Origin of the sequence: Fibrivirga algicola (assembly GCF_011742925.1) — a bacterium.
In the GTDB taxonomy this organism is placed as follows: Bacteria; Bacteroidota; Bacteroidia; order Cytophagales; family Spirosomataceae; genus Fibrella; species Fibrella algicola.
On record NZ_WAEL01000006.1, the window covers coordinates 77,229 to 103,948 of the forward strand.

The window sequence follows — 26,720 nt, forward strand, 5'->3', positions numbered from 1 at the left end:
GTTTATCAGCTTTCACTGGATACTGTTAAATCATAGCTTGTCTCGGTTTTACCCCAAACCCCCTGAGAAGGCTAAAGCTTCGCGACATTATCAGGCAGCGCGTTAGCCCCCTTCAGGGGGTTGGGGGTAAAACCGAGACAAGCTAATTCTCACATACTACTTGTTAAATGAGCGCAAATACTTTGCATTCACGCCACTAGATAACAATCAAATTTACGTAAAAATTTGGGGGCGGGCTAACAAAGTACCCTAAGCGGGGTTTAGCCTAGTAAATAGCTAGACAACTTAACAGCGTTATGGAAAATCAGGATAAACAGGACGAGATCCGGGCCAAACAGGCCATCAGCCCCGCCGGTCTAGGCGACCAGTCGATTGAAGGAAACAGTGGTGTAGGTGCTGAGATAGATGCACCCGAATTGCCCACCAATGAGATGGAGGACACGTACATGAACGGCGATGAACCCGCCGAGAACGTACCCATGACGCATCCCAACCGCAATGAAGGCGGGAAACCGGACATCGACAAACCGGCATATAGCTAAACGTAAAAACGGCCCCTGCACTGATGCAGGGGCCGTTTTTACGTGGTAGAGATTTGGCTACGTATACGCGTTGCTTTCTGCTTTAGCGTCAGCAACGTACCTGGCTTATTTCCGCTTTGGGCCGATCGCGTCGTAGATCACGACTTTTTCCCAGAGGGTGGCGTAGTTGTTCCGGAAATCATCGTGAATGGGGTGCTTCTGGTAAATTTCCTCATCGGCGGCGCTGTCGAACAAGCATAGCCACGAGTAGGTGTAGCTTCGTTCGATCACGGCCCGGTTGGTAGCAGCGGGTTCGCCGATATGCACCATTTTGATGGTTGGCACTTTGGCCAACATGGTCAGACCTTCCAGCAGCTTGGCCTTGTCGGCAGCGTTACCGGGATTCTTCAGGTAAAAAAGAACGTGGTGGACAAAGGTTTCTTTTGATGCACTCATGGGTAGGCTCGCGGTGACACCGGCGGCGACACCGCCTTTAATGAATGTTCTGCGTGATGATTGGCTCATGATTGATTCTGGTTCGTGTACAAAATAACAAACCTTATTCCGTTTACTGTCACGCCGTTCAACCCTTCCTCCCTTCGCCCTGTTTTTTGTACCTTTGCGGTATGCTTGAACAACTTGAATCAATTAGCGAACGCTTTAACGAAGTGGCACAACAGATTGTGCAGCCTGAGGTGTCTGCGGACCCCAAGCGCTTTATGAAGCTGAGCAAGGAATATAAAGAGCTTGATAAGATCGTGCAGCAGTACCGGGCTTATCAACAGATACTTGCCGAAATTGTGAATGCCCGTGAGGTTATTGCCACGGAAAAAGATGAGGAATTCCGAGATATGGCCAAAGCCGAACTCGATGAACTCATGCCCCGCCGTGACGAACTGGAAGAACAGCTGAAAGAAATGCTGATTCCAAAAGACCCTAATGACAGCCGGAACATCATTCTGGAAGTACGTGGCGGAACCGGTGGCGACGAAGCAGCCATTTTTGCGGGCGACATCTTCCGCATGTACCAACGCTTTTGCGACAAGATGGGCTGGAAAATGACTTTGGTCGATTTCACCGAAGGTTCATCGGGCGGCTACAAAGAGATTATCACCGAGATTGAAGGGGAAGACGTGTACGGCAAGATGAAGTTCGAGTCCGGGGTGCACCGGGTACAGCGGGTACCTGCCACCGAAACCCAGGGCCGAATTCATACCTCGGCGGCCAGCGTGGCTGTTTTGCCCGAAGCCGAAGAAGTCGACGTCGAAATCAACATGAATGATATCCGGAAAGATACGTTCTGTTCATCAGGCGCGGGTGGTCAGTCGGTAAACACGACGTATTCGGCCGTACGCCTGACCCACATCCCAACGGGTCTCGTGGTGCAGTGCCAGGACGAACGCTCGCAGCTAAAAAACTTTGACAAAGCGTTGACCGTACTGCGCTCACGTTTGTACGAGATCGAGCTGCAGAAACACAATGACGCCATTGCCTCGCAGCGTAAAACGATGGTTGGCAGCGGCGACCGGTCCGATAAGATACGTACCTACAACTATCCCCAAAGCCGCGTGACTGATCACCGCATCGGCCTGACGGTTTACAACCTCCCCGCCGTGATGGAAGGCGACATCGGCCAGTTCATCGAGCAACTCCGCATCGCCGAGAACGCCGAACGGTTGAAAGAAGGCACAAGCGCCTAGGGTACTCAAAAACCTTATAGGTTTACACAAAAAAGGCCTTCCGACAATCGGAAGGCCTTTTTTGTGCTGGGTACGTTACTTGTAATTACTGGTTGCTGACCTATGTTGGCTTTGCGCTCTAGGCCCTTCGACAAGGCGTGCCGACAGGCTCAGGATCTGGAGCGAGAAAGCAACCAATACTCAAATTCCAATCCTGAACTACAACGTCGCTGATAAGCGGGCGAAGAGGAAACGGCCGTTGAATCCACCCTGGTTTGATGGAAACAGGAAGCGGCCCCGGTTTGAGAGGTCACGCCCCGAGTTGTAATCGAGCGAGCCAACTGCGTTGCGGGGATCGATGTAAATCTGGTCGGGATACACGTCGAATACGTTGTTGGCACCGATTTGCAAATTCAGGATCTTGGTCAGCTTATAGCCAATTGTAATATCTGAAATCCAGATTGGGCTGAACGTCTGATCAAGCAGCGCGTTGCCAGATGCATCACGGGCAAACTGCGGATTCCACAGCGTATTTGGTGTTACAGATGTATTGATCGCGTACGGGTCAGCAGTGGTCAGGTTACGAACCTGGCCGAAACGTACTGTCCGGAGAGAGATATCAAACTTATCGACCGTGTAGGCCGCGCTCAGGTTAAACTTGCTGCGCGGGAGACCTGTCTCCAGCAACGCCACCTGCGACCGATCGAAGAAGATCGTGCGGGGCCAGTTGTCAGGATTGCCTCCCCGCTTTTCGTTATTGTCGGTGCTGTTGATGAAAGCCGACGGATTGATCGATGTAACCTTCGTTTGGTTGAAATTCACAGCACCCGACAAGGTCAATCGACCTTTGCCCAGGTTAATCCGCTCCGTAGCTACGATATCAAGTCCTTTGGTCTGCGTGTTGGCCGCGTTGGCAAAGAAACGAACGCCGTTCACACCTGGGTAATCGGTTGCTGAGAAATTCAGCAGCGTACGGCTAAACTGGCCTGAGTACAAGATCCGGTCCTTGATATCGATCAGGTACGCATCCACCGTAATCGTGAAGTTGCGGCCAATGCGGCTGGTGGCCCCCAATGTGTAGTTGACCGACGTTTCGGGTTTCAGAGCGTCAACGCCAATTACGCTTCGGGCAATCGGGCTGTCGTTATTCACCGTCAGCGTGTTGTTCGGGATACCGTTGATAAACTGTGTGCTGGTGTTATTGAAATACCGCTGTTGCAGGCTAGGTGCCCGGAAACCGGTGCTGATGGCGCCCCGCAGGCTGAAGAACTCGGCGAACTGATAGCGGGTGGCCAGTTTGCCCGTGACCCGTGACCCAAAATCAGAGTAATTCTCGAAACGACCCGCCAGATCGACCAGCCATTTGCGGCTTATCTCCGATTCAACGTCGGCATACAGGCTGATGTTACGCCTCGATTTATCCAGTTCGTTTTCGGGCTGGTAACCGGGGAATACCTGTGCGCCTGGTGCAGCGGCCGTAGTACCCGACGACGGACCGCCGATGGTCAGCGGTGCCAGCGGAAGTGTTTTTGATGCACCTGACCACGACGTAGTTTCGCCAGCCACGATCTGGTATTCATCACGGCGATACTCAGCCCCAAATGCCAGGTTGACCGAGGTTAGTCCTTTCACGTTCGTGTATAGCCGCGACACATCGAGGTTAGTCGTATTCTGGTTGAACTTCAACGTACCTGCATAAAACTCGGTCTGCTGATTCGTGCTATTGGGCAGGGTAGCATTACCGGAGTTCAGAACATCGAACCGGATGCTGTTGCGACCGTATACATTGCTGAGATCGGCATTCCAGTTGCCCAGCTTGGTTTTGTAGCCCAGCGTTACCGACTGGTCATCCAGCGTGGCTTGAATAGCGGGCAAAAATCCGTCTGGGTAGAGCAGCGTGCCGTCGGCGGTTAATGGCTGTTGGTTTCTCGCCACCGGAATCCGGTTGTTTCCGTAGCCAGTGCCTGACCGGTGCGTGACACCCGCCGAAAAGTACACCTCCGAATTGGTTGAAAGAGGTAGTGATCCGTTCAGGAATACGCCGTAGTTCCGCGCTGATGAGTTACCGATCACCATATTCTGGCGATTGTAGCGGCGCTGGTCGATTAACGTCTGGTCAGCAGCTAATAAGGCCGGGCGGTTGGCAACCGGTACAAGTCCCGTGCCGGGAAAACCACCTGAAGCGCCTAAGTAAATCGTTGGCGTGTTGTCTTCGGCCGAGCGGTTGGTGCGTTCCCGATCTACGATTTGGCCCGAAATCGTCATTGAGCCGCGCTGGCCAATCCGGAAACCTTTCGAAATATCGAACTGGAATGTTTTACCATCGCGTAGGCTTTGGCTCTTGTCGATGGTGCCTCCACCGAGCAACGGGGCCTTATAATTCATCGTCGTGAAGCTGCCGCCGGTCATCAGCGAGGCACTCAGTCCTTCGTAATTCTTTTTCAGCACTACGTTGATTACCCCGGCAATAGCATCGGAGCCGTACTGAGCCGCCGCCCCGTCGCGCAGTACTTCGACGCGCTCGACCGCCGCCACCGGAATCACGTTCATGTCAGTGCCCACTGAACCCCGGCCCACCGAGCCGTTGATGTTAATTAGGGCCGTATTGTGCCGACGCTTGCCGTTCACCAGTACCAGCGTCTGGTCGGGGCCCAGGCCCCGTAACGAAGCCGGATCGATGTGGTCGGTGCCGTCGGTAACGGTTTGCCGGTTCGAGTTGAACGAGGGCGCGACAAAGTTCAGAATCTGACTCACGTCGACCTGCGCGTAGCTTTTCATTTCCTTCGTCGTAATGACGTCGACCGGCACGGCGCTCTGGATGTTGGTCCGGGCGGTGGTGGCCCGTGAACCGATAACAACCAGCTCGTTTAGGCTCGACCGGCTCTCCTGCAGTTGAGTCGATAGCGTTACGTCGCCGCTGGCAGGCACTGTTACGGGTACCGTTACCGTTTCATAACCTACAAAGCTGATGACAAGCTGGTAGCTGCCTGGTGTCAATCTGAGTTGATAGGCGCCATCGCCATCAGTACTGGTGCCTGTCTGCGTTTTAGCGACCACGATGGTGGCACCCGGAATGCCATTTCCCGATCCGGCGTCAGTTACTTTACCGCGAACGGTCTGTGCAAGTACAGTGCTGATGGTTAGTAGTAAGCACAAAAGCAGCTTGATGAAGTGACTTCTTTTATAGAAAAAATTCATAGGTTAACAATCGTAGTTATCCCACAAATTTAAAACGATCTACGGCATATTGACTATTTTATATATTAATGTTCGGTTTATATTGATTTAAGCCAAATTCTTATGCACTAAAGACTACCCGTCTTTCCCCCATCAACCGGTATGTTGATCCCTGAAATAGAAGCGGCGGCTGGAGTGCACAGGAAAGCGGCAGCGGCGGCTACTTCCTCTGCCGTAGCAAAGCGGCCAATTGGAATTTCACGCTCCATTTGTTCGGCGACCGTAGCTTCGGTTTTGCCCGACGACTTCGCCCGCATCTCCAGCACCGCGTCCAGACGAGCTGTCCGGGTGTAGCCGGGGAGTACGTTATTGACCGTAATGCCCCAGGGTCCTAGTTCCAGCGACAGGGTTTTGGCCCACTGCGCCACCGCCCCCCGAATGGTGTTCGACACGCCCAGCCCCACGATCGGCTGTTTCACTGAGGTGCTGATGATGTTGACAATGCGTCCGTAACCTGCCTCGCGCATGACTGGCGCCAGCTGTTGTACCAGCGTCTGGTTGTTGAGCAGGTGGTTGTGGAAGGTCTGAACGAACGCGTCGGCAGTAGCGTCGATCAACGGCCCACCCGCCGGCCCACCGGTGTTGTTAATAAGTATGTGGATAACCGGGTGCGTCGTTAATAACTCGGCTAGTGCGTTGCCAACGCTGCCCGGCTGACTAAAATCAGCAATGGCTATGTAGTGCTGCTGACCCCGGCTGGTATCGAGCGATTCTTTCACAGTCTGTAATGTGGCGGCATTTCGGGCCATCAGGATTACATTGGCACCAAGCAGGGCCAATTCAATGGCAGTGGCGCGGCCAATGCCTTGCGAACTGCCACATACAAGGGCGGTCTTTTGAGTGAGATTGAGATTCATGCGGGTAAAGTTAACGTACCCAACCACGTACCTGAAAAACCTTTATGAGCCGAACAGCGTATATCTAGCTAAAGCCATCACACAAAACTATGAAGCTTCTATTTTCATTCAGCGTATGCGTTTGCCTGTTCATCAGCTTGTCGGGCAGCTACCTGGCCCATCGCACTGCCATTCACGAACCTGCACTAACTGCTGCGGCAGCGCCAAGCCACGCCGCCTTCGATAAATTGCTCAAAGCGCACGTCAACGCGTCGGGCATGGTCAATTACAAAGGATTCGCGAAAGATAAAGCCGACCTGAAGGCGTATACCGATATGCTGGGCAAGAATGCTCCATCGGACAACTGGAGCAAAGACGACCAACTAGCCTACTGGATCAACGCTTACAATGCGTTCACGATCCAGCTCATTCTGGATAATTACCCCGTAAAAAGCATCAAGGATATCGGCTCGAAGATCAAGATTCCGTTCGTCAATACGCCCTGGGATGTGAAGTTCATCAAGATCGGTGGCGAGACCTACGACTTGAACAACATCGAGCATGGCATTATCCGCAAGAAATTTTCGGAGCCACGTATTCACTTTGCGCTGGTGTGTGCTGCTAAGTCGTGTCCCCGCCTGCGCAATGAAGCGTTCGACGGCAAACGGCTCGATGCCCAACTGGAAGATCAGGGTGTCGATTTCCTGAATAATCCAGCCAAAAACTCGATCACCGTCAAGCAGGCCAGCCTGTCTAAAATTTTAGACTGGTATGGTGGGGATTTTCAGAAAATGAAAGGCAAGTCGGTGAAAGACGTGGTGAATCAGTTCTCAAAAACGAAAATTACCGACGCTACTAAAATTTCGTACCAAACCTACGACTGGAGCCTCAACGAACAATAATCAGTTGTTGGCCAGGTCCTGATAGGTGTTCGCGAAGTGCGTGGCCAGCAGGGCATTCTGCGGCAACAGGCACGGAATTGATTGTATAGTAGGGTAGGCCAACAGGCTTTCTTCGGCAAACAAGGAATCATCAAATGTTTTTAGCCGCGCTTTTGTATGCGGACAGGCTAGAAACGGCTCAGCTGCTTTTGCGGTTGAGCCGTTTTTTTCGATAACCAGCAACGCCGTTGTGTTCAATGGATTGATGGATACCTCAAACAGGCGGTGTTCGACGATCTTATATCCTAATGCCTGAGCCGATGCCAGCAGATTGGTCACGTACCCATGATGCAGCATCCGGTTTCGGGCTTCTTCGCCAGCCAGTTCGTAGCTCGGTTCAAGCAGAACAACATATTTGTTGGCTACCCGGTATAACTCGGTCAGGGCTTCTGTTTCGCGGCCTCCGTTAGGCTCCACAGAGTGAGAGGTGTAGACAATATCCACCGAGTTATCGGCCAGCGGCATCTGAAACAGATCGCCGGTGAACAGGGTTGCGTTCTGAATACCCTGCTCGCGCACAAAGCCACGTGCGTAATGGATGCGCGACCACGACAGGTCAAAACCCAGCACGTGATCGATCGGGTGGGGGTATTGTGGCACTACCCGGCCCAGGGTTGTTGCTTCACCTACGCCTGCTTCCAGAATGGAATTAAAGGGCCCCAGCCCAAGCAAGACTTTCACGATATGCTGGCAGTATGCCTCTTTCAGAGCTACATTCGACCGATAGCTTTTTACGTATGAACCCGCCTGAAAATCGTAGCTGATCAAAATGTCCTCCAGCGAATTGGTGGTACTATTGTCGAGCTTTTTCAGAAACCCGATTACGTTATTTCCCTGATCATATTGCTCTTTGATCTGGGTTAGAAACTTGTACTTATTCATTCGCTTTTTGAAGGGTGGGGGTTGATCAACCTGAAATAAGATGCTTAACGAGGCATTCAGTAGCCCGCTGCGTTCGCTACACCGGGCAAAATACGTTAGTAACGCCTACAAAGCATGCTATTTCCACGTTAGCGTATTTAGCATTTGCATCATATCAGCGCGAACGTACTTGATCACAGGGGCCAGCGAGTCGTTAGCAGTGGCGGTGTCGAAGTAGAGTGCACCCCGTAGAAAATGGCGGGTGCTATCGGTGGTCACAAACTGAAATTGGCTGGGTACCTCACCTTCGAGAGTAATGAGGCTGGCCGCCAGCCCGTTTTTCAGCCGTACTTGCTGCTGTTCGATCATCGATGCCTTTACGTTGTGCTTGGCGGTCAGTTTGTAGGCGTCGGCCAGTAGGCCCCGCAACCGTTCCGTATTGTTCAGCACAGGCTTGTAGGTAATCTGTACGGTCGCCTTCAGGGTTGGATAATACACGAAAATCCAGTGTGGCTCGGCCCGGGCGAAGGTGTCGGGCAGAACGCGGGCAATACGGTTGACCTCAAACTGATACGGATGCCCCGCCGGACTGGTTACGTAGGTAGCCGTTGGCAAGTCGATGCGCGGGTAACCTTTGGGCTTGGGCACGTAGTTGGGTTCGTCGGATGACGTACAGGCGGCAAACGCAAGCGTAGCCAGCGCAAACAGGCTGGCGCAGAGGTGGCGTGGTGTCATGTTTTCACTAACGACAACAGGGGGTGGTTCGTTGTTCAGGCAGCAAGAATAGTCTTTTTCTGCCGTACCATCCGCCCGAAACTGCCCGAAATAATGGTAAATCAACCTCTCATCGAGACTGGTAACCAATAATCCCGGCAACTGGTACGTATCTGTCGTTGGTGATGTATCTTTCCATACGTATCAATCGACTTTATCGCTATGACGTCTGTTATTGACACCCAGAACTTGGTTCATTACTACGGCCGCACGCAGATCTTAAAAGGAATAAACCTCAGCGTGGCGCCCGGTCAGGTGGTGGGTTACATTGGGCCGAATGGCGCCGGAAAATCTACCACCATCAAAGCGCTGATCGGTCTGCTCCCCGGTTTTCAGGGCGAGGTGTCGGTATTGGGACTAGACCTGCGCACCCACGCTATGGATGTGAAACGGCGCATTGGGTACGTACCTGAAAACGCCGCGCTGTACGACCTGCTAACCCCTGTGGAGTACCTCAATTTTGTAGGGCAACTCTATGAACTGGAGCAGGTAGTAGTCGAAAAAAAGGCACTCGAATTACTGCGGTTGTTTGGGCTTGACAAAAGCGCTCATGACCGTATGACGACCTTCTCGAAGGGAATGCGGCAGAAAGTGCTGCTTATTTCGGGCCTGCTGCACAACCCTGACTTGATTTTCCTCGACGAGCCGCTGTCGGGCCTCGACGCCAATGCTGTGGTGCTGGTGAAGCAGATCATCCGTCAACTGGCCGACTCGGGAAAAACGGTGTTTTACAGTTCACACATCATGGATGTGGTAGAGAAAATTTCGGATCGGATCATCATCATCAATGCCGGCGAAATCATTGCCGATGGGTCGTTCACGGAGCTACAGGAGCAACGCGAGTCGGGCAATTCGCTGGAGCAGATGTTTAGTCAGTTGACGGGGTCTGACGGGCAGAACAGCGCGGCTGAAGCGTTTGTGTATACCTTAACTCAATAAGCGGAGCCATACGCCCTATTCTCATGACTCCTCCAACGCTTCTTATCACCGACAGGCTGCCGTTTTTATGGCAGTGGCTAGGCGTGAACTACGGCCAGTTGCGGGCTATTCTGGCGGTTAAACTCCAACTGGATAACCGACGGCCAGTCGGCTTTAACCAGTGGAAAAAAGCCAGCGAAACCACCAACTCCTACTGGCTCTCGCTGGGACTGTACACCCTTTTTGGAGGTGCAGCGGCCGTTTTTTTAAGTATCGTTCCAGCCGCCGGGATTGTAAAGCCTGCCACCGTGCTGTTTGGGTACGTGCTGGCGGTCTGTGTCATGTCGCTCATCAGCGATTTTTCGTCGGTGGTGCTCGATTCGTCCGATAATCAGATCATGCTGTTCCGACCGATCGATAACCGGACCATGCTGACTGCCCGTGTGGTGCACATCATCAGCTACCTATTCACGATTGCGCTGGCGGTTGGCGTTACCGGCATCCTGGTGATCGGTTACCGATTTGGCGCGGTAGCGGGTTTGCTAAGCATTCTGCTGTGCCTCCTGATGGCCATACTGGCGGTTTTCCTGACCAACGTGCTCTACCTGATTCTGATGCAGTTAGTAAGCAGTGAGCGACTACGCGAAGTGATCAATTACGTGCAGATTGGTATGGGTATCGTGTTTTATGGCGGTTACCAACTGCTGCCGAGGCTGGTTGGTACCGATACCATGATGGGGACCGCGCCGTTTGTCTGGAAAAGCTGGCATTACGCAATCCCGCCTTTATGGAGTGCCGGCAGCATTGATATGGTTGTCAACCGCCAGATTGATGCCCAACACCTGCTTTTATTCGGGCTGGCCCTGACGGCACCTTTCGTTGGTATCTACATCATGACCAACGTGCTGGCGTCAACTTTTAGCGCTAAACTAGCGAGCCTTGATCAGGAAGAAAAAACGGAACCGACTGCTCAGACCACAGGCTTTTCCGGAGCCGGTAAACCGAGCTTGTCATTGGCAGAACGAATGGCCAACTGGTTGACGAGCAGCCCGCTCGAACATGCTGGCTTTACGTTTGTCTGGTACATCACGGGTCGCGACCGTAAGTTCAAGCTACGTACCTATCCGGGTTTGGGTTTTGGCCTGGCCTACGCCATCATGATGAGTCTGAACCACCAGTCGAGTATGGCGCAGGGAGAGACGTTCTATCTGTTTATTCTGTATTTCGGCGGTATTTATATCATGACCGCCCTTATGCAGATTGCCATCTCAGACAACTACAAGGCCGCCTGGATTTATGAGTCGTCGCCTATGACCCAGCCGGGGCCGTTGTTGGCTGGCGGGGTAAAGGCGCTGATTACGAAACTAATGTTGCCTTATTACTGCCTGCTGGCTGGGTACGTGCTGTACCTGAAAGGACCAGCTGTATTGCCCGACGTGCTACTGGCATTTGTCAACTCGCTGGTGATGCTGCTGGTAACGGCCCTGATCAGCAAGCGCCACCTGCCTTTCTCGGTTGCGCAGGATGTCGTTCGAAGCAGTGCCACCACCCGCAGCTTCCTGAGCCTGTTTGTCATGGGCCTGATAGGAGCGGCTCACTGGGGACTGACATACATAGACTACGGCCAATGGGTTGCGCTGCCAGTTATGATCGGCGTCGCCTTCCTGCTATTCCGGTCGTATCGGCAAACTACGTGGAGTGAGGTGGTGAATTAAGCAAACAGAGTAAAAAGGAGTTTTGACACGGAATTGCCCGGAGGTACCACGGAGTTACCACAGGCTCGTCAGCACGGTAACGTCTCTGGGTAACTCAGTGGTCATCCATGTTAAAGCTCTTTTTTCTTTAAGCTTTCAATCACGATTTCTTCGAAGCCGGGTAATGTTTTGTAGGCGTATGTAGCCCGCCAGGGCGTGTCTTTGTAGTCGAATGACACTTCCAGAAAGGGCTTTTGGCCGGTGCCGCCTGTATCATCGCCGCGTGTGTTGATTCGTACCGGAATAGCCTCGTGGTACTTGAAATAGGTAGGGTGGGTGAGGTAGCCTAGCGGAGTAGTGTCCCAGGGAACGAAGCCATCGACGCCAAACACATTCTTATTCAAGAGCTGCCACGGACGCAGCGTTTTGCTAAGCCACTTGTCGCCTTCGGAACCACGGGCCAGAAAATCCAGATCAGTACGGCCCAGGAACGTGTACACGCTGCACTCGTAGCCCGAAAGCACCACCTTCACGCCCGAATTGAACAACACCCGAAAGGCTTCCGGGTCCATCTCGAAATTGTAATCGCCTACCGTCACCAGTTCCAGACCAGGCCGGAAAGGTAAACCGGGCGTCCGGCCCGCGCAAACAACTACTTCTTCGATCTGCTTGGCCAGTTCGGGATGGTTTTTCAGTACGGTTGCCACGTTGGTCATCGGCCCGATGGCTAGTATCGGCATCCGTTCCCGGCGAAGTGCGGCCGCCATGGCCCGGCTGGCATCTGTCTCGCGGCCGATGTCGTGGAGCGTGTCAGAACCGCGGTACACGGGGATTTTCCGGCCGGTTTTGTTGTACCAGCCCAACAGTTTCTGCGTCACGTTGTAGCCGTAATCAGCGTAGGTAACCGTGCTGATGCCCACCAGCTGCACCTTATCGGCATGGCGCAAGGCCATCATGATCGTAATAGCATCGTCGACTTCGCGGGCACCCCGTTTGTCGGGCATACCAACCATAATATCGGTGTCGAGCCAGATGCGCCGGGGCTGGGCCAGGGTTTGGCTTATTGGCTGGGTCGGTTTCTGGCTGGTGCCCAGAGTGCTTTGTGCCAGGCTCTGCAAGGGGAGGGCCAGCAACGTACCCGCGATGGCGGCTGTCAGCAGGGCCAGGTGTTGTGCAGTAATTCTCATTCGATCAGCTCAGTACAAGGGCTTCGGCCAGTTTCATTAGCTGCGCCTTCTCGTCGAGCGAGAGGCTCAGCGGCAACTGGGCCAGGCCAATTAAACGCCGTAGTAGTTCGATGCCAGTGAACTGTCGCAGTAAGTGATCGTCGAAACCTGCGGGTCGGACGTACCCGCCCTGTACCTGCTCATGAATGGCTTCGGGCTGACGCGCCATGTGCAAATGCGCCAGCATAACACCCAGATCGAACTCGGCGGGGCCGTAGAAACAAAATTCGGGATCAATCACCTTCACCCCTGAACTGGTCTGGAGCCAGCTACCTGGGTAGTAATCGCCATGCAACAGTGTGACTGGTGCTCCTTCCCGATCTGACAGGTAGCGTTGCCCTACCTGTCGGGCGGCTTCAACAAGGGTCGTATGTTGTTTAAACGGCATGGCCAGCGCCTGTAGACCCGGCTGTACGCTGTCGAGGTCGAAGCTATTGTCGACCAGAAACGGGTAGACGAAGATGTGCTCATGATTGAGCGCGCGCATCCCGTGATTGGCAAAAGCCGGGTTGGGCTGGGCGGTGCTAAACTGATTATGCAGCACTGACAGGTACGTGCTTAACGCCTCAATATGGCCCTGATCGAGCACCTCGCCGGGTTGATAGCAGTTTAGAAAATCAGTCGCCTCGCCAAGATCTTCGAGCACAAGCAGGTTTTCGTCTTTATCGATACCCAACAATTCGGGCATATAGCTACGCAGTTCGGGGTTCTGGGCAACCTCTCGATAAAATAGGCCCTCCATCAGCGCCCGCTCGGTTGGAGCGGCAATAGATGGGTATTTTTCTACGTACCCACGTGCCTGTTTTACAATCAATGATCGGGTGACTGTACTCACCCGCAGGGTATAATTCATGTTGCCTTCGCCCGGCTTACTCAGGCTGAGCAATGCTTCGTCGTCACAAATCCATCCTTTTCGGGCGAGATAAGATTGTAACCCTTCCGGATTATATTGATCTAAATGCATATGTGCGGTATTGTTCGTGCTACAAGAATACAGACCGGTTAACGGCCTACCAATCATTAACCTGTTTATTCGCTGATATTCATGTTTGGCTATAAACCGGTTCAACTTGAGCAAGTTGATTATGTACGGTTTACGATTTAGCCCAGATGTTTAATTTAATGAGGAAAAAACATTTCCCCCAGTTTATCTATCTAGTATAAGTAATGTTCGTTTTAAGGGCGCAGGAGCTGTTTGTCTCCCGCCCGGATGAAGACCCCTTAATCAGCTGCGTGGATAAGCTTGTGTAAATTGCCTAATTTTATACGGGCTTATCGATTTATTACAGGCCAGGGTCCAATTCCGTTTCAACAAAAAAATTCGTGTTGTTAATTATTGCCCGCCATATACTCTTGGTTTTTCTCTGCCTGCTGTCAACGCTGGCATCTTCTCAACGTTTACCAACTGTGCCAACAGAGTTAAACGTTGGTGGGGCGACTGTGTACCTGAATGCGCAAAGCCAGCAACGTTTACAGGATGAAATAAACGGTCTGTACGCTGATCGGTCGGTCCTCCGCAATACCATCGAGCAAATGCAGTACATTGAATCGGTGCTTGGGCCGTTGCTGGAAGAACATGCCATTCCTGCCGATTTCAGGTACGTTTGTCTGCCAAGCACGCTCTCGAACGGCGCTTATTGGGGACTCGATGCCCGCAAGGCCACGCGCCTTAATCTGCGTATCGACAATAGTGTTGATGAACGCCTCAATGTCGTTTCATCAACGGAGGCGGTGCTAAATGAACTGGCGGCCCTGCACACGAAAAGTCCAAACTGGATGCGGGTACTGTTAAGTTTTGCTGCGGGCCAACGCCCCGATGACCTGGCCGGCTCGGCGCAATCGGGTGTAGGTTCATTGCCTAATGATCAGGTGTCATTGGATGGCGATGCCCCAGCCCTCATATGGTTATTGCTGGCTCGAAAGATCGTTTTTGAACGCGAAGCTCCTTTGATACGTCCCAACGCCAGCCCATACTTACTCTATGATTACCGTCAGAGTCAAGGCAAAACGTTGGCAGCTATTGCCCGTGAATTACAGATTGAGCAACCCCGCTTTATGCCGTTTAATGAATGGTTGCGTGTGCGCGTCATTCCATCCGACAAGCCATACCCGGTATTAATTCGTCTTACTCCCAGCGAATTCCTGGCAGTTAGGGGGCAGGTAAATTCCACCATTCAGTTCAGTCAGCCGGCGCAGCAAGGTCAGCCAGTCGTTCGTCGCGATATGGGTTTTCCGGTGCTTCGTAAACTTACCGCAACGACCTCAAACGACCCACTTACCCGGGCGGCGGCTCAATTTTACGAGATCAATGACCGAAAGGGTATTCAGGCACAAACATGCGATAATCTGATTACGCTGGCTTATTATGGTCGCTTGTCGGTGGCGAAGTTCATGGAGATCAATGACATGAGTGATCGTGACCTGGTTCGACCCGGCGAAATTTATTACCTGGAGCCGAAAGCCAAAAAAGCCATGATTCCGTTTCATGTGATGCAGGCCGGCCAAACATTGCGTGAGGTGTCAACGATATACGGCGTCAGGATGAACTCGCTGTTGAAATACAACCACATTGAAGCGAACCAACGCCTGCAGCCCGGCCGTATACTTTGGCTGCGCGAGAAACGCCCCAAGAAAGTACCGGCCGAATACCAGGTGCTCCCTAATCCGGTGCTTCAGTCTGAACCGACTGTTGCGCAGCGTAACCTAACCCGCGAAAACGAAGAATCACTCATCGATAGCCCTAGTCCACCAAACTGGCGCGTTCAGCCCGTGGATTCGGCTAATGCGGCATCTCTTCGTCGTGAGTCTGAAACCAGTTTGCCTACCAATGGTCCAGAGCAGACCACGCCTGGTGTATCCCGTCCCACTGCCGCTACGCAGGTGAGCATGTATACGGTTAAAGATGGAGATACGCATTCAGGTGTCGCCCAGCAGTTCAATTTGTCGCTTGCCGATCTGATGACGTGGAATAACCTGTCGTATCGTAAGCCACTGGTGGCTGGTCAGCGATTAGTGGTACGCAAACCTGCGCCGCCAGTACCTATTGAAACAGCCCGCCCCGTTCCTAATCAACCCACACTGCTCGATGCCGATCCTGCTGTGAATCAGGCCATAACGACTACAAAACCCACTGTGACGGGAGCTTCGGGTACATCATCGACGTCAGTGGCGACCCGACCACCAGTGGGAACGGTGCCAGCTGGCGGTGTTCGCGAAAATTCTGAGTCACCTGTCGATATTGACTATCCAGTAAAGGCACCCGTCAAGGCTCCGATTCCGCCCCGGCCCGAGCGGCTGGTTAACAGCATACGCGTAGAAACGCCCAAGACAAACGGGCGGTCGTATTACCACGTTGTCCAGCGCGGTCAAACGGTGTATCGGGTGGCGCTGATCAACAAAGTGAGCGTTCAGAACGTGATGCGCTGGAATAACCTGACCAATTACACCATTGAGATAGGGCAGCGAATACTGATCAGGAAATAAACAGAATTATTATTTCAACTGCCCTTCGATCCAGTCGAGACCGCGGCCATACAGGGCCAGGGCAAATCGAACTTGGTTGTCAAATTCATCATTGTCGGTTTCCTGTTGCGCTAGGTACGTCTTCACCAATCGGGCATTCTCGGCAGCCTGCGGATCCGACACTTCGCTATCTGCTTCTGTTTTAAACGATGAAAAGGCAGGTCGATCAGCGTCAAAATGCTGATAGAACAGGTGATTCTCTGGTGTACGTACCGCACATAGCACGCCGGTAGCCCGGGCCGTAGACGGAGCAAGCGAGCCTTCCAGACCGCGCTTTAGCACGATTGCAGCATCGAAACCGGCCATTAGGGCCAACTCGGCCATTTTCATCTGGTAGGTGATATGGAACACTGACGTGACCAGAATACGGGCACGAGCGGGATTCAGTACCTTTTCGAGGGTTGATAGAAAAGGACGTTTCAAGAGTACCCTACGCCGATCTACCCACCGGTTAAGCGCTGGTGAGAGAGCTTTTTGATCGAGCACCCAGCCGTAAACGCCAGGTGGTTCTTTCAGAAATTCGGGTTGGCTTAGCACAAACTCACAGTTCAGGTGTATGTACAGGTCATGCGCATTGAGTGCGTATTTAGGCCCCGGTGTGCGACCTACCATTGACAAGGCGCCATACCCGCGCTGCTGAAAAAAATGGGCGAGGATCGGTGTAATCAGATAGGAATGTTCGACTCCATCGAAAGGTTCGGCCAACTGCACAATCGGCCGGGTTGGGCCCATAAGCTCATCGTCGTGAAAACGGGGGGCCAGCGTTTGCATAACGGCCTGGTAGAGCCCCTGATACTCATCGTTTGTTTCGTGACGTACCCGCATAATGCTAGCTGCCATACCCCGAAAGGTCTCGCAGTCCTGGTCGTCCTCAAAATCACCGAACAGGTAATCACCCAGTTGCCGGGCTTCGCTTATCTGTAAGTGCTGTCCGCGCAACAGTTTAGTAGCGATAGGCAACAAGTTGACCGGTAATTCAGGGCATAACTTGTTGACCAGAAATGTAGGGTGTGAAAAGGCGTCGCGACCGAAACAGGTTTCGAGAGTTCGCTCTTCATCGGTTGGTCCTTTGGTTAGTAGCGCGCCAATAAAAGCACCTACCTGCAAGGGATGGGCCGTACCCGACAAGAGGCTATCCCGGCACTCGGCAATCATCTCAGGCGGCATGGGCTTACTGCCATATTTACCAATCCCGATCAGTTTTATAGCCCGCCCCAGGGGTGTTTCTCCTGGTAACACGTCAATTGATTCGGCGGTAGTCATAACAAGTGGAAATTGCATTAAAACGTGACAGGATAACTCAACCGGTAATGAAAAGTGAGCACCCTGATAAAATAACTGAAATTACACTATTAGGCCAATGACTTGACAGTGTAAAGCTAAATTAAGCATATAAATTTTGGCATTATTGAGAATAAGCCTATTTTTATACGGTAGCAATGTAGCACTAATTGCCGTTCAGAATGGGGACGGATTAAGTAAATCTACCAATCATTCTGCTGCTCTTTAGACACTTTTCCCTAAAGTGAATACAATTGTTTATATAACTTTTAAAAGAATAAATAGTAGGTCGATTGTTACCCTGCGGTACACTGTTTATACATCGATAGCTTCTGTGGCACTAGAGCAGAGGTAGCTACCAGCAAAAAAGCCCTGCGGACTGGCGGGTCCGACAGGGCAGGAGGCCTAAGTAATTATTCCACCTTAAACCAACCCAAATGTAGGCAGACAGGCATATAAAACAAATACCGTTTCGTTTGGCTGGCACCTATCGGTTGTAGACTATTTGCCGAAAGGGACCCAATTTGCAATGGTGTTCAATAGCTAGCCTGTTAGCCAGTTCCATTTCCAATAGTAATAAGTTCATTTCTGATGATCCGTCCCGCCACGTTAGCCGACCTTGACTCGTTGGCTCTGCTGTTTGATGCATATCGTGTATTTTATAAAAAGCCGTCGGCACTGACTGAAGGACGACAGTTTCTGGCCGACCGAATGGCTGGTAACGAATCAAGAATTTTTGTGGCCGAGGAGCCAGATTCTGGTACGTTGGTCGGTTTTGTACAAGTGTATCCGCTGTTTTCTTCAACCCGCATGAAACGCCTGTGGCTCCTCAACGACTTGTTTGTACAGGCCGATCGCCGTGGGCAGGGCCATTCACTTGCTTTGATCGACGCCGCGAAAACGCTTTGTTACGAAACTGGTGCCTGCGGGCTTATGCTTGAAACCGATAAAACGAACCTGATTGGTAATTGCTTATATCCCCGGGCTGGCTTCACACTCGACAGCAATCATAATTTCTATAGCTGGAATGTGTAACGACTAGGTACGTTGCTGCCCCCTTATACGAGATAAATTGGCCGTTTAGGCACCAGTAGAGTCAACAGACTACGTGCTGCCAGCGTTATACAAAGCGGACCGCTGGTTGAGAAGTGATTACTTTTGCAGCCGCAAAACACCAAGAATGGTAACACATGGCCGAACGAATAACGTATGGTAAAACCTGGTGGGGTCAGCAATGGCTTCAGGCATTAACCAGTATTGACGAAGGAAACCGGTTGCCACGGGGTAAAACATACGCCAATAAAGGGGCCGTCAGGGCCCTGAAGATTGAAACGAACCAGATCAGTGCGCAGGTGCAGGGCAGCAAACCCCGACCCTATAAAACAAAACTGACGGTTCGGCTTTTTGAAAAAGCTGAAAAAGACGCGCTGCTGGCCGAGATTCGGCAGAACCCCAGTTTGCTGGCGCAACTGCTGAACCGGCAATTACCCCCTGACCTTATTCAATTTGCCGACAGCCGGGGTATCCGGTTGTTCCCGCGTTCGTTTACCGAATTGCAGGCTGGTTGCTCATGCCCCGACTATGCTATGCCCTGCAAGCATTTGGCGGCTGTTATCTACCTCATTGCCAATGAGATTGATCAGAACCCATTCCTGGTCTTTCTGCTCAAGGGCCTTGACCTGTTAGCTGACCTTTCGACAGAGAATTTTGGGGCTGGCGGTATGGAAACGGTATTGGCCGTTCCTGATCTATGCACCGACGACCTGCCAGACGACGAAGACTGGACACCCAATGAGGAAGCGCGCACTGGGCTGGACTTCGCCACCATCCCTATGTTAAGTGAGTCGTTGTTGGGCTTGCTGGAGCCGGAAGTGACATTCACGAAGAGTAATTTCCACAAAGACCTCGGCAAAGCGTATAAGCTATTCAGTAAGGGGGCTACAGACAAGGTGGTGGTGAACCACCCGGAACCCAGCGATAGCATTGAACTACAGCTCGATGAGCTGCTCGACCTTAGAAAGATTAATATTTTTAGTGAGCATGGCGAAGCGCGGCCACTGCCCCATTTTGCCATTGCTGATCTGATGGGCTGGCTCGGTGACCTTACCGAAACTGATTGGCCCGACATGAGCGACTCGGTACGGGCGCTCTACCTGACGCGCCAGTTTACGGCGGCTTTGCTGCGGAGGGGAGCCGTAGTGCCCCAGATTCTGCGCGTCGGAACAGACGGCAATCAGTACCGGGTACGTTGGCTACCGGCTACGCTCAACGAAACCATTCGCCGCCTTACCGATGCGCTGGCTACCCAACTACCTCCCGAACTGCTCACTATTCGCTGGCAGAAAGATATCATGTCGCCGGCCTCGCCAGCCGAACACGTGTTGATGCTCTGTTCGCTGCTGCTGCGCCAGCCCGTGAAGCAGCCTACGGTTGAGCTTTGGGAGCGCTGGCCGCTCGAAGACGCCGATCGGCTGTTTTTCGGACAAGAAATCCTGAAGCTGGAAGGCTTCGGCAAGCGCGAAAAACCGCTGGCCATGCAACTCTGGCTCAATGACTTTTTCCTGACCCAAAAACGCTTTGTGCCGATTCTGGCTATTGAAGAAGCCGAATTTGGTGAGGTGTTCAAGCTTAGTTTACTCATTCGTGACCGTGAAGCCGGCGAAGGATTGTCGACGCCGATTCCGTTGACCGAAATTCTGGACGAGAAGCCGCACCAGAATATCCGGATGGCGGTTTTGCAGGATTTGCTGGTGCTGTCGCGGCATTTTCCCGATTTGGCCAAGCTGACGAAGAAGAACAGCCCGTCGTACCTGAGTTATGCGCCCGACGATTTTGTGAAAATTTTGCTCGAAAAGCTTCCCCGCATGCAACTGTTGGGCATTTCGCTGCTGCTGCCGAAGTCACTGCAACACTGGGTACGTCCGCAGGTGGGTGGCCGGTTGAAGGCCAAAAAAGCCACGGCTGGTAACGCGTTCATGAAGCTCGACGAGATGCTGACGTTCGACTGGCAGGTAGCGATTGGCGATCAGATGGTGGATTACAAGGAGTTTGAATCGCTGGTGAATAACCGGACGGGCCTGGTGAAGATCAAAGATCAGTACGTGCTGATTGACCCTACTGATCTGGGCCGCCTGCAAAAGCAACTGACCCGCCCGGCCGAACTGACTGGTACCGATTTGCTACGTGCCGCTATGGCTGAAGAGTACCAAGGCAATCGCATTGGTATCAGCGCCGACGTACAGGCTATTCTACGCCAGTTTACCGACGCCGAAACCCAGCCCTTGCCCGACCGTCTGCACGCACAGTTACGCCCGTATCAGCAGCGTGGCTACGACTGGCTGCTGAAGAACACAACCCTGGGTATGGGTAGCCTGCTGGCCGACGACATGGGCCTTGGTAAAACGCTTCAGGTTATTTCGGTCCTACTGAAATTCAAACAGGAGGGGCGTTTCGCAAAACAGAAAGGGCTGGTTGTGCTGCCCACTACGCTACTAACCAACTGGCAGAAAGAGATTGCTAAATTCGCTCCTGATCTGAAAGCGCACGTGTACCACGGTCCCAACCGTAAGATGCCCGAGGGGAAAGCCGCTGCCGCGAATGATTTGATTCTGACAACCTATGGCGTAGTGCGCTCTGACCTGGAGACGCTCCGGAAAACGACCTGGTCGGTGCTGATCATTGATGAGGCACAGAACATCAAAAACAACGATACCGAGCAGACAAAGGCGGTGAAAACGCTGAAGAGTCAGGTACGTATTGCGTTGAGTGGTACGCCGGTAGAGAACCGGCTGTCGGAATTCTGGAGCATCATGGACTTTGTGAACAAAGGCTACCTGGGCGGGGCCAGCAAGTTCAACGAAGAGTTTGGCAAGCCTATTCAGCAAGAGCGCGACCAGCATAAACTTGATCTGTTCCGCCGCGTGACTAGTCCGTTTTTGCTCCGCCGTGTCAAGACCGACAAGAGCATTATCAGCGACCTGCCCGACAAGATCGAGAATAACCAGTTTTGCGCCCTCACGCCCGAACAGGCGGCGCTTTACCAAAGTGTGGTGGCCGAGAGTATGCGGGCTATTGAAGAAAAAGACGGTATGGCCCGTCGCGGATTGGTTCTAAAGCTGATGACCGCCCTGAAACAGATTGGTAATCACCCGCATCAGTACCTGAAAAAAGGGAACCAGAACCCGGCGCTGTCGGGCAAGGTGACGTTGTTGCTCAACCTGCTGGAGACGATCTACGCCAGCCACGAAAAGGTGCTGATTTTCACACAGTACCGCGAAATGGGCGAGTTGCTACAGCAGTTCATTCAGCAGGCATTCGGTCAGGAGCCGCTCTTCCTGCACGGGGGTACGTCGCGCGCCGACCGCGACGAGATGGTGGAGCAGTTTCAGAAAAACCGGTCAGACCATACGTTCATTCTTTCGCTGAAAGCGGGCGGAACGGGCCTTAACCTCACTCAGGCCAACCATGTAGTGCACTTCGATTTGTGGTGGAACCCCGCCGTTGAGAATCAGGCCACCGACCGGGCCTTCCGGATTGGCCAGACCAAAAACGTACTGGTGTACCGCCTCATGAATCAGGGTACGCTGGAAGAAAAGATCGACGCCATGATCCGCTCGAAGAAAGAACTGGCCGACCTCAGCGTAAAAACAGGCGAAACCTGGCTCGGCGACCTCAGTGACGAGGATTTGAAAGAGCTGGTTAGCTTGGGATAGGCTTTTTCGTGCACAGGTACGTTAGTTGGTTTGTCAGGAACGTACCTGTGCACGAAAGAGCGTTGATAGGTCATCACGCGATGAAACACCAGTTGGTGTGGCTGGGGTTGATTCAGGGCGTAAAGCGGCCAATGGAACTAAACGGCTTACTCCCTTCGTAGTAAAGGGGTTATACACTCTGTGGTGGGGTTTAGGCATGGCTTTTGCGGCCTCCTTTTCAGCATCACCCCAACTTAATGAATTTCAACGAATTAGCGATTATTTCGCCTATCCTTGAGGCCCTCGCCGAAGAAGGATACACTACCCCAACCCCGATTCAGGAACAAGCCATCCCGTTAGTAAATGCAGGCCGCGACCTGCTCGGATGCGCCCAGACAGGCACCGGAAAAACCGCCGCCTTTTCGATTCCGACCCTTCAACGGCTTTATACAAAAAAGCAGTCAGGTCAGTGGTCGAACAAGATCAAAGCCCTGATTCTTACGCCAACGCGCGAACTCGCCATCCAGATCGATGAGAGCCTTGCTGCGTATGGTCGCCACCTGGACCTTCGCCACGCCGTTATTTTCGGTGGTGTTGGTCAGAAATCGCAGACAGACGCCCTTCGCAACGGTATCGACATCCTGACCGCCACGCCGGGCCGCCTGCTCGACCTGATGAACCAGGGATTTGTGAACCTGAAAAGTATCGAGTTTTTCGTGCTAGATGAAGCAGACCGCATGCTCGACATGGGTTTCATCCATGACGTTCGGAAGGTACTGGCGCAGTTGCCGGCCCAACGGCAATCGCTGTTTTTCTCGGCTACTATGCCCCCCGAAATTGTAAAGCTGGCTGACACGATCCTGACGAATCCCGCCAAGGTGGAGGTTACGCCCGCTTCGTCGACGGCCGATACGGTAGCGCAGGTGGTTTACATGGTGGAGAAAGACGACAAGCGTAGCCTGTTGCTTCACCTGCTGGAGGATAAAACTATTGCTTCGGCGCTGGTATTCAGCCGTACCAAACACGGAGCCGATAAGGTGGCCGAGTTCCTGAACAAGCATGGTGTAAAAACCGAAGCAATTCACGGCAACAAAGCGCAAAATGCCCGTCAGCGTGCGTTGAGCAACTTTAAAGACCACACCACCCGCGTATTGGTAGCTACTGATATTGCAGCACGTGGCATCGATATTGATAGCCTGTCGCACGTATTCAACTACGAACTGCCAAATATTCCGGAGAGCTATGTACACCGGATTGGTCGTACAGGTCGTGCCGGCGCTAGTGGCATTGCTATTTCGTTCTGCGAAACCGATGAGCGGGCGTACCTGAAAGATATTCAGAAGTTGATCGGAAAAACCGTTCCGGTGGCACAGGATAATCCGTACAAGTCAGATAACCTCGACCCGATTGAATGGGCGAAACCACCAAAACCAGAGCCTAAGCAAGGGCGCGGTGGACGTGGCCCACGTGAAGGTGGCCAGAATGGTGGCGGTCGTAACGGACAATCACAGGGACGTGGCAACGATGGCCGCAGAGACGGAGCGCGTCCGGCACAGGGTCAGCCCCGTTCGGATGCACCTCGCGCTGAGCAACCTGCCCGTCCGGCTGGTCAACCGGCTACGCCGAACCGAACCAACAGTCCACGGCCAGAAAATCGCCCTGCTGGTGGTAATCGGAACCCACGCCGCGATAACCGGAATACACAAAGCAACTCAAACAGCGCCGAAGACGCCCGCTGGAAACCGTGGACAGCATCATTGTCTACGTCGCCCGACCGCTTTGATAAGCCGCGCGAGTCTGGCAACAACGGCGATCGGAAGAAACGCTATTAAAAAATAGGTTGGGGTTTGTAGTTTATCGGTTGATGTTGCTTTGCTTATCAACCGATAAATTATAAACCCCGAACTGCTTTTATCCCGCCGTCATGCCGCCGTCCAGTTGAATGGCCTGACCGGTACAGAAATCGTTTTCAGGGGAGCAGAGCCATAGTATAGCCTGGGCAATCTCTTCGGGCTGACCAAAACGCCCTATCGGAATGACGCGGCGCATCCGCTCTTCCATTTCCGGGCTGGTATCCATCAACTCCTGTACCATTGCCGAATGAGTATATACCGGGCAAATGGCATTAACCCGAATACTCTTTTTTACGTATTCCAGCGCGGCTGTTTTCGTGAGCCCAATAACGCCGTGTTTGGCAGCGCTATAGGGAGCTCCCATGGGCATTCCCTTCACCCCCGCAATGCTCGATACATTGACGATCCGCCCCCCCGATGGCTGGTGGAGCATTTGGCGAATCTGGGCCTGCATTCCGTAAAAAACACCGCCTAAATTTACGGCCATCATATGCTCCCAATCGGCTATTGACTGATCGATCAGCCGGGCAAACCGACCTCCAATTCCTGCATTATTAACGGCTACATCGAGCTTTCCGAACGTACCTACGGCAAAGCTTACGGCTGCACTCTGCTGTTCTGGATCAGCCACGTTGCAGGTTATATAAGCGGCTTCGCCTCCTGCCTGCCGAATCATATCGACCGTTTGCTGACCGCCCGCCTCATTAACATCAGAAACCACCAGCTGGCCACCTGCCTGGGCAAATGCTAATGCAGTAGCCCGACCAATACCTGAGCCTGCGCCAGTTATAAGAACAACTTGTTTTTCAAATGATGACATGTTGGTACGTTTTATGTACTGGATTTATAAGCAGGTACTTTTCCTGCTAAAATTAAGACTAAATTATATTGGTATAAGATAAACCTCTACGCTGAACAACTGTCTATATTTACGGTAGATTAACACTACCGTAACACAAACCTATTTTCGAGATGATTGCCAACTCTGAGCCTACAACACGCCCGGAATTGATTCCCGGCATCTACAATTACTGCGACTCCTGGTGCGAGCGCTGCACTCTCACAAACCGCTGCCGTAGTTACCAGCTTCAACAGGAAAGTGGTCTGACCGACCCCGACCCCAACGCCTCTTTAGTTGAACAGTTAACCGAAGCGCTTAACCTTACGAAGCAGTACATTGACAAGTTGAATAAGAGCACATCTACACTTCAGGTTGCTACACTCTCGCCAGACGAGCAGTTGACCCTGGAGGAAGCCGCCCTGAGTCGTCGCCAGCAGACGAAAGACCATCACGCTGCTACGCTGGCTACTGCCTATCTGAAGCAGACGGGCTCATGGCTGCTAACCGAAAAAGGGCTGCTTGAGCAGGCCGGTAAACAGGAGTTGAAAGAAGTGCAACTGGGCATTCGGACTGAAGACGAGGCCATGGACAAACTGACTGACTTGCGAGATGCGTATGAACAGATTCGCTGGTACCGCACGCTGATTCCGGTAAAAACAAAAGCCGCACTCCGGGCAATAGACGAGCAGACCAACGACGAATACCTGCTGTCTTACTACAACGGGAAAGCCAAACTTGTTCTTGTTAGCATTGATCGGTCGCTGGCAGCCTGGCAAACGGTCATGAGCTATTTCCCCGACACAACCGATAACCTGCTGGAGGTGCTGTCGCTACTGAGCCAACTTACCCGGCAGATGGAAGCTTTATTCCCTAATGCCCGCCGCTTTCAACGGCCAGGGCTGGACTGACTGAACTACACAGTTGACGAATTACACGGTATCATCGCTGCATCCGTTACTTTTAGCCGCAATACTGTGTAATTCGTCAATTGTAAGTCAATGTCTATTCGATTAGCTACTCTACATGACCTGCCAGCCTTGCTCGCACTGCTGCGACGTATTATTCCGCTGATGCAGGAGGCAGGCAATTTTCAGTGGGACGATACGTACCCAAATGCCGCTGTCTTTAGTGATGATATTACGAAACAGCAACTTTGGGTGGCCGAAATTGACGGTCAGCTGGCGGGCGTATCAGCCATTACGACTGATCAGGAGCCAACCTATGCCGATGTTGGCTGGGATATTACCGAGCCAGCCATCGTAACCCACCGCCTGGCGGTTGACCCGGCTTTTCGGGGAAAGGGAGTAGCCAAAGCGCTGTTAGCGCAGGCTGATGAGGTGGCCAGGGAGCGCGGTATTTCCGTACTGCGGATTGACACAAACACACAGAATAAGGTAACACAGCAGCTTTTCCCCGTGCTTGGGTACGTATATGCCGGTGAGATTGGCCTTGATTTTCGGCCATCGCTCCGATTTTTGTGTTACGAAAAGCGCCTGCCTGTTACGTACTGAGCAAGGGCCGTTGGCTCAGGTTTTTCAACTGCGTACTATACCTATTGGTTGGTTAGGGTAGTTCGTTTTACAAAAAACCAATTTATGAAAACCAAACAGTATGTACTCGGCTTAGCCATGGCTTTTATGGCAGCAACCATGTTTGTTGCTTGTGACTCAAAAAAGGAAAACAAAGCTGAAGAGGTGCAAGATGCCCGTGAAGATCTGAACGAAGCTCGCGCTGAAGGTGATACCAGCGAGATGCGTGACGAGAAAATGGAACTTGATTCGGCTAACAAAGAATACCGCGATGCTGCTCAGGAAGCTCGTAAGGATTCGATCAAATAAATAAATA

21 protein-coding genes are annotated in these 26,720 nt (G+C 52.5%); 12 read left to right on the forward strand and 9 right to left on the reverse strand.

Translation table 11 applies throughout. The annotated features are described in order from the left end of the window. Positions 1 to 296: 296 nt before the first annotated feature. The gene (locus tag F7231_RS16570; protein ID WP_085411636.1) at positions 297 to 542 is read left to right on the forward strand and encodes a hypothetical protein; all 246 of its coding nucleotides are present in this window, start codon (positions 297 to 299) and stop codon (positions 540 to 542) included. 105 nt (positions 543 to 647) lie between these two features. Here the strand turns inward: F7231_RS16570 and F7231_RS16575 are convergent, their stop codons facing one another. Next, positions 648 to 1,046: a Dabb family protein gene (locus F7231_RS16575; protein WP_085411637.1), complete on the reverse strand. Its 399-nt coding sequence runs from the start codon at positions 1,044 to 1,046 to the stop codon at positions 648 to 650. 101 nt (positions 1,047 to 1,147) lie between these two features. On the opposite strand from F7231_RS16575, the gene prfA reads away from it, so the two are divergent. Further along, positions 1,148 to 2,221 (forward strand): peptide chain release factor 1, encoded by a 1,074-nt coding sequence (gene prfA, locus F7231_RS16580; RefSeq protein WP_085411638.1) that lies wholly within the window; start codon positions 1,148 to 1,150, stop codon positions 2,219 to 2,221. A gap of 198 nt (positions 2,222 to 2,419) precedes the next feature. Here the strand turns inward: prfA and F7231_RS16585 are convergent, their stop codons facing one another. Together F7231_RS16585 and F7231_RS16590 are read right to left on the reverse strand one after the other, a co-directional pair. Continuing rightward, positions 2,420 to 5,398: a TonB-dependent receptor gene (locus F7231_RS16585; RefSeq protein WP_166692758.1), complete on the reverse strand. Its 2,979-nt coding sequence runs from the start codon at positions 5,396 to 5,398 to the stop codon at positions 2,420 to 2,422. A 107-nt stretch (positions 5,399 to 5,505) separates the two neighbouring features. Continuing rightward, positions 5,506 to 6,294: an SDR family oxidoreductase gene (locus F7231_RS16590; protein ID WP_166692759.1), complete on the reverse strand. Its 789-nt coding sequence runs from the start codon at positions 6,292 to 6,294 to the stop codon at positions 5,506 to 5,508. Positions 6,295 to 6,383: 89 nt separating this feature from the next. On the opposite strand from F7231_RS16590, the gene F7231_RS16595 reads away from it, so the two are divergent. Beyond that, positions 6,384 to 7,175, forward strand: a complete 792-nt coding sequence (locus F7231_RS16595; RefSeq protein ID WP_085411641.1) for a DUF547 domain-containing protein — start codon at positions 6,384 to 6,386, stop codon at positions 7,173 to 7,175. On the opposite strand, the gene F7231_RS16600 is transcribed toward F7231_RS16595, so the two are convergent. Then, the gene (locus F7231_RS16600; RefSeq protein WP_085411642.1) at positions 7,176 to 8,096 is read right to left on the reverse strand and encodes a methyltransferase domain-containing protein; all 921 of its coding nucleotides are present in this window, start codon (positions 8,094 to 8,096) and stop codon (positions 7,176 to 7,178) included. A gap of 117 nt (positions 8,097 to 8,213) precedes the next feature. After that, on the reverse strand, positions 8,214 to 8,810 hold the full coding sequence (gene gldD / locus F7231_RS16605; RefSeq protein ID WP_085415034.1) for a gliding motility lipoprotein GldD: 597 nt from the start codon (positions 8,808 to 8,810) through the stop codon (positions 8,214 to 8,216). Between the two features lie 201 nt (positions 8,811 to 9,011). Between gldD and F7231_RS16610 the strand changes: the two genes are divergently transcribed. Both F7231_RS16610 and F7231_RS16615 read left to right on the forward strand, forming a co-directional pair. Next, positions 9,012 to 9,788, forward strand: a complete 777-nt coding sequence (locus tag F7231_RS16610; protein WP_085411643.1) for an ABC transporter ATP-binding protein — start codon at positions 9,012 to 9,014, stop codon at positions 9,786 to 9,788. A 23-nt stretch (positions 9,789 to 9,811) separates the two neighbouring features. Beyond that, positions 9,812 to 11,482, forward strand: coding sequence for a hypothetical protein (locus tag F7231_RS16615; protein WP_166692760.1), 1,671 nt, complete (start codon positions 9,812 to 9,814; stop codon positions 11,480 to 11,482). Positions 11,483 to 11,592: 110 nt separating this feature from the next. On the opposite strand, the gene F7231_RS16620 is transcribed toward F7231_RS16615, so the two are convergent. Both F7231_RS16620 and F7231_RS16625 read right to left on the reverse strand, forming a co-directional pair. Further along, positions 11,593 to 12,648, reverse strand: coding sequence for a nucleoside hydrolase (locus F7231_RS16620; protein ID WP_166692761.1), 1,056 nt, complete (start codon positions 12,646 to 12,648; stop codon positions 11,593 to 11,595). Between the two features lie 4 nt (positions 12,649 to 12,652). Then, positions 12,653 to 13,651 (reverse strand): phosphotransferase, encoded by a 999-nt coding sequence (locus F7231_RS16625; protein ID WP_166692762.1) that lies wholly within the window; start codon positions 13,649 to 13,651, stop codon positions 12,653 to 12,655. 443 nt (positions 13,652 to 14,094) lie between these two features. On the opposite strand from F7231_RS16625, the gene F7231_RS27745 reads away from it, so the two are divergent. Continuing rightward, positions 14,095 to 16,170: a LysM peptidoglycan-binding domain-containing protein gene (locus F7231_RS27745; RefSeq protein ID WP_166692763.1), complete on the forward strand. Its 2,076-nt coding sequence runs from the start codon at positions 14,095 to 14,097 to the stop codon at positions 16,168 to 16,170. A gap of 9 nt (positions 16,171 to 16,179) precedes the next feature. Here the strand turns inward: F7231_RS27745 and F7231_RS16635 are convergent, their stop codons facing one another. Then, a complete protein-coding gene (locus tag F7231_RS16635; RefSeq protein ID WP_085411648.1) occupies positions 16,180 to 17,472 on the reverse strand; it encodes an anthranilate phosphoribosyltransferase in 1,293 nt (430 codons plus the stop codon). Positions 17,473 to 18,081: 609 nt separating this feature from the next. Between F7231_RS16635 and F7231_RS16640 the strand changes: the two genes are divergently transcribed. The 3 genes from F7231_RS16640 to F7231_RS16650 all read left to right on the forward strand — a co-directional run bounded on the left by F7231_RS16640 (position 18,082) and on the right by F7231_RS16650 (position 24,013). Next, positions 18,082 to 18,525 (forward strand): GNAT family N-acetyltransferase, encoded by a 444-nt coding sequence (locus tag F7231_RS16640; RefSeq protein ID WP_166692764.1) that lies wholly within the window; start codon positions 18,082 to 18,084, stop codon positions 18,523 to 18,525. Between the two features lie 155 nt (positions 18,526 to 18,680). After that, complete coding sequence (locus F7231_RS16645; protein ID WP_085411650.1) at positions 18,681 to 22,202, forward strand: DEAD/DEAH box helicase; 3,522 nt, start codon at positions 18,681 to 18,683, stop codon at positions 22,200 to 22,202. A gap of 236 nt (positions 22,203 to 22,438) precedes the next feature. Further along, entirely contained in the window at positions 22,439 to 24,013 is a 1,575-nt protein-coding gene (locus F7231_RS16650; RefSeq protein WP_166692765.1) for a DEAD/DEAH box helicase, read from the forward strand. A gap of 79 nt (positions 24,014 to 24,092) precedes the next feature. Here F7231_RS16650 and F7231_RS16655 read toward each other — a convergent pair whose 3' ends face one another. After that, complete coding sequence (locus F7231_RS16655) at positions 24,093 to 24,854, reverse strand: SDR family NAD(P)-dependent oxidoreductase (protein WP_166692766.1); 762 nt, start codon at positions 24,852 to 24,854, stop codon at positions 24,093 to 24,095. A 152-nt stretch (positions 24,855 to 25,006) separates the two neighbouring features. Here F7231_RS16655 and F7231_RS16660 point away from each other — a divergent pair, with 152 nt between their 5' ends. The 3 genes from F7231_RS16660 (at position 25,007) to F7231_RS16670 (ending at position 26,713) form a co-directional block, all read left to right on the forward strand. Beyond that, the gene (locus tag F7231_RS16660; RefSeq protein WP_166692767.1) at positions 25,007 to 25,783 is read left to right on the forward strand and encodes a hypothetical protein; all 777 of its coding nucleotides are present in this window, start codon (positions 25,007 to 25,009) and stop codon (positions 25,781 to 25,783) included. Between the two features lie 90 nt (positions 25,784 to 25,873). Then, the gene (locus F7231_RS16665; protein WP_085411654.1) at positions 25,874 to 26,386 is read left to right on the forward strand and encodes a GNAT family N-acetyltransferase; all 513 of its coding nucleotides are present in this window, start codon (positions 25,874 to 25,876) and stop codon (positions 26,384 to 26,386) included. A gap of 84 nt (positions 26,387 to 26,470) precedes the next feature. Beyond that, positions 26,471 to 26,713, forward strand: a complete 243-nt coding sequence (locus F7231_RS16670; protein ID WP_166692768.1) for a hypothetical protein — start codon at positions 26,471 to 26,473, stop codon at positions 26,711 to 26,713. The last annotated feature ends 7 nt before the right edge of the window (positions 26,714 to 26,720 follow it).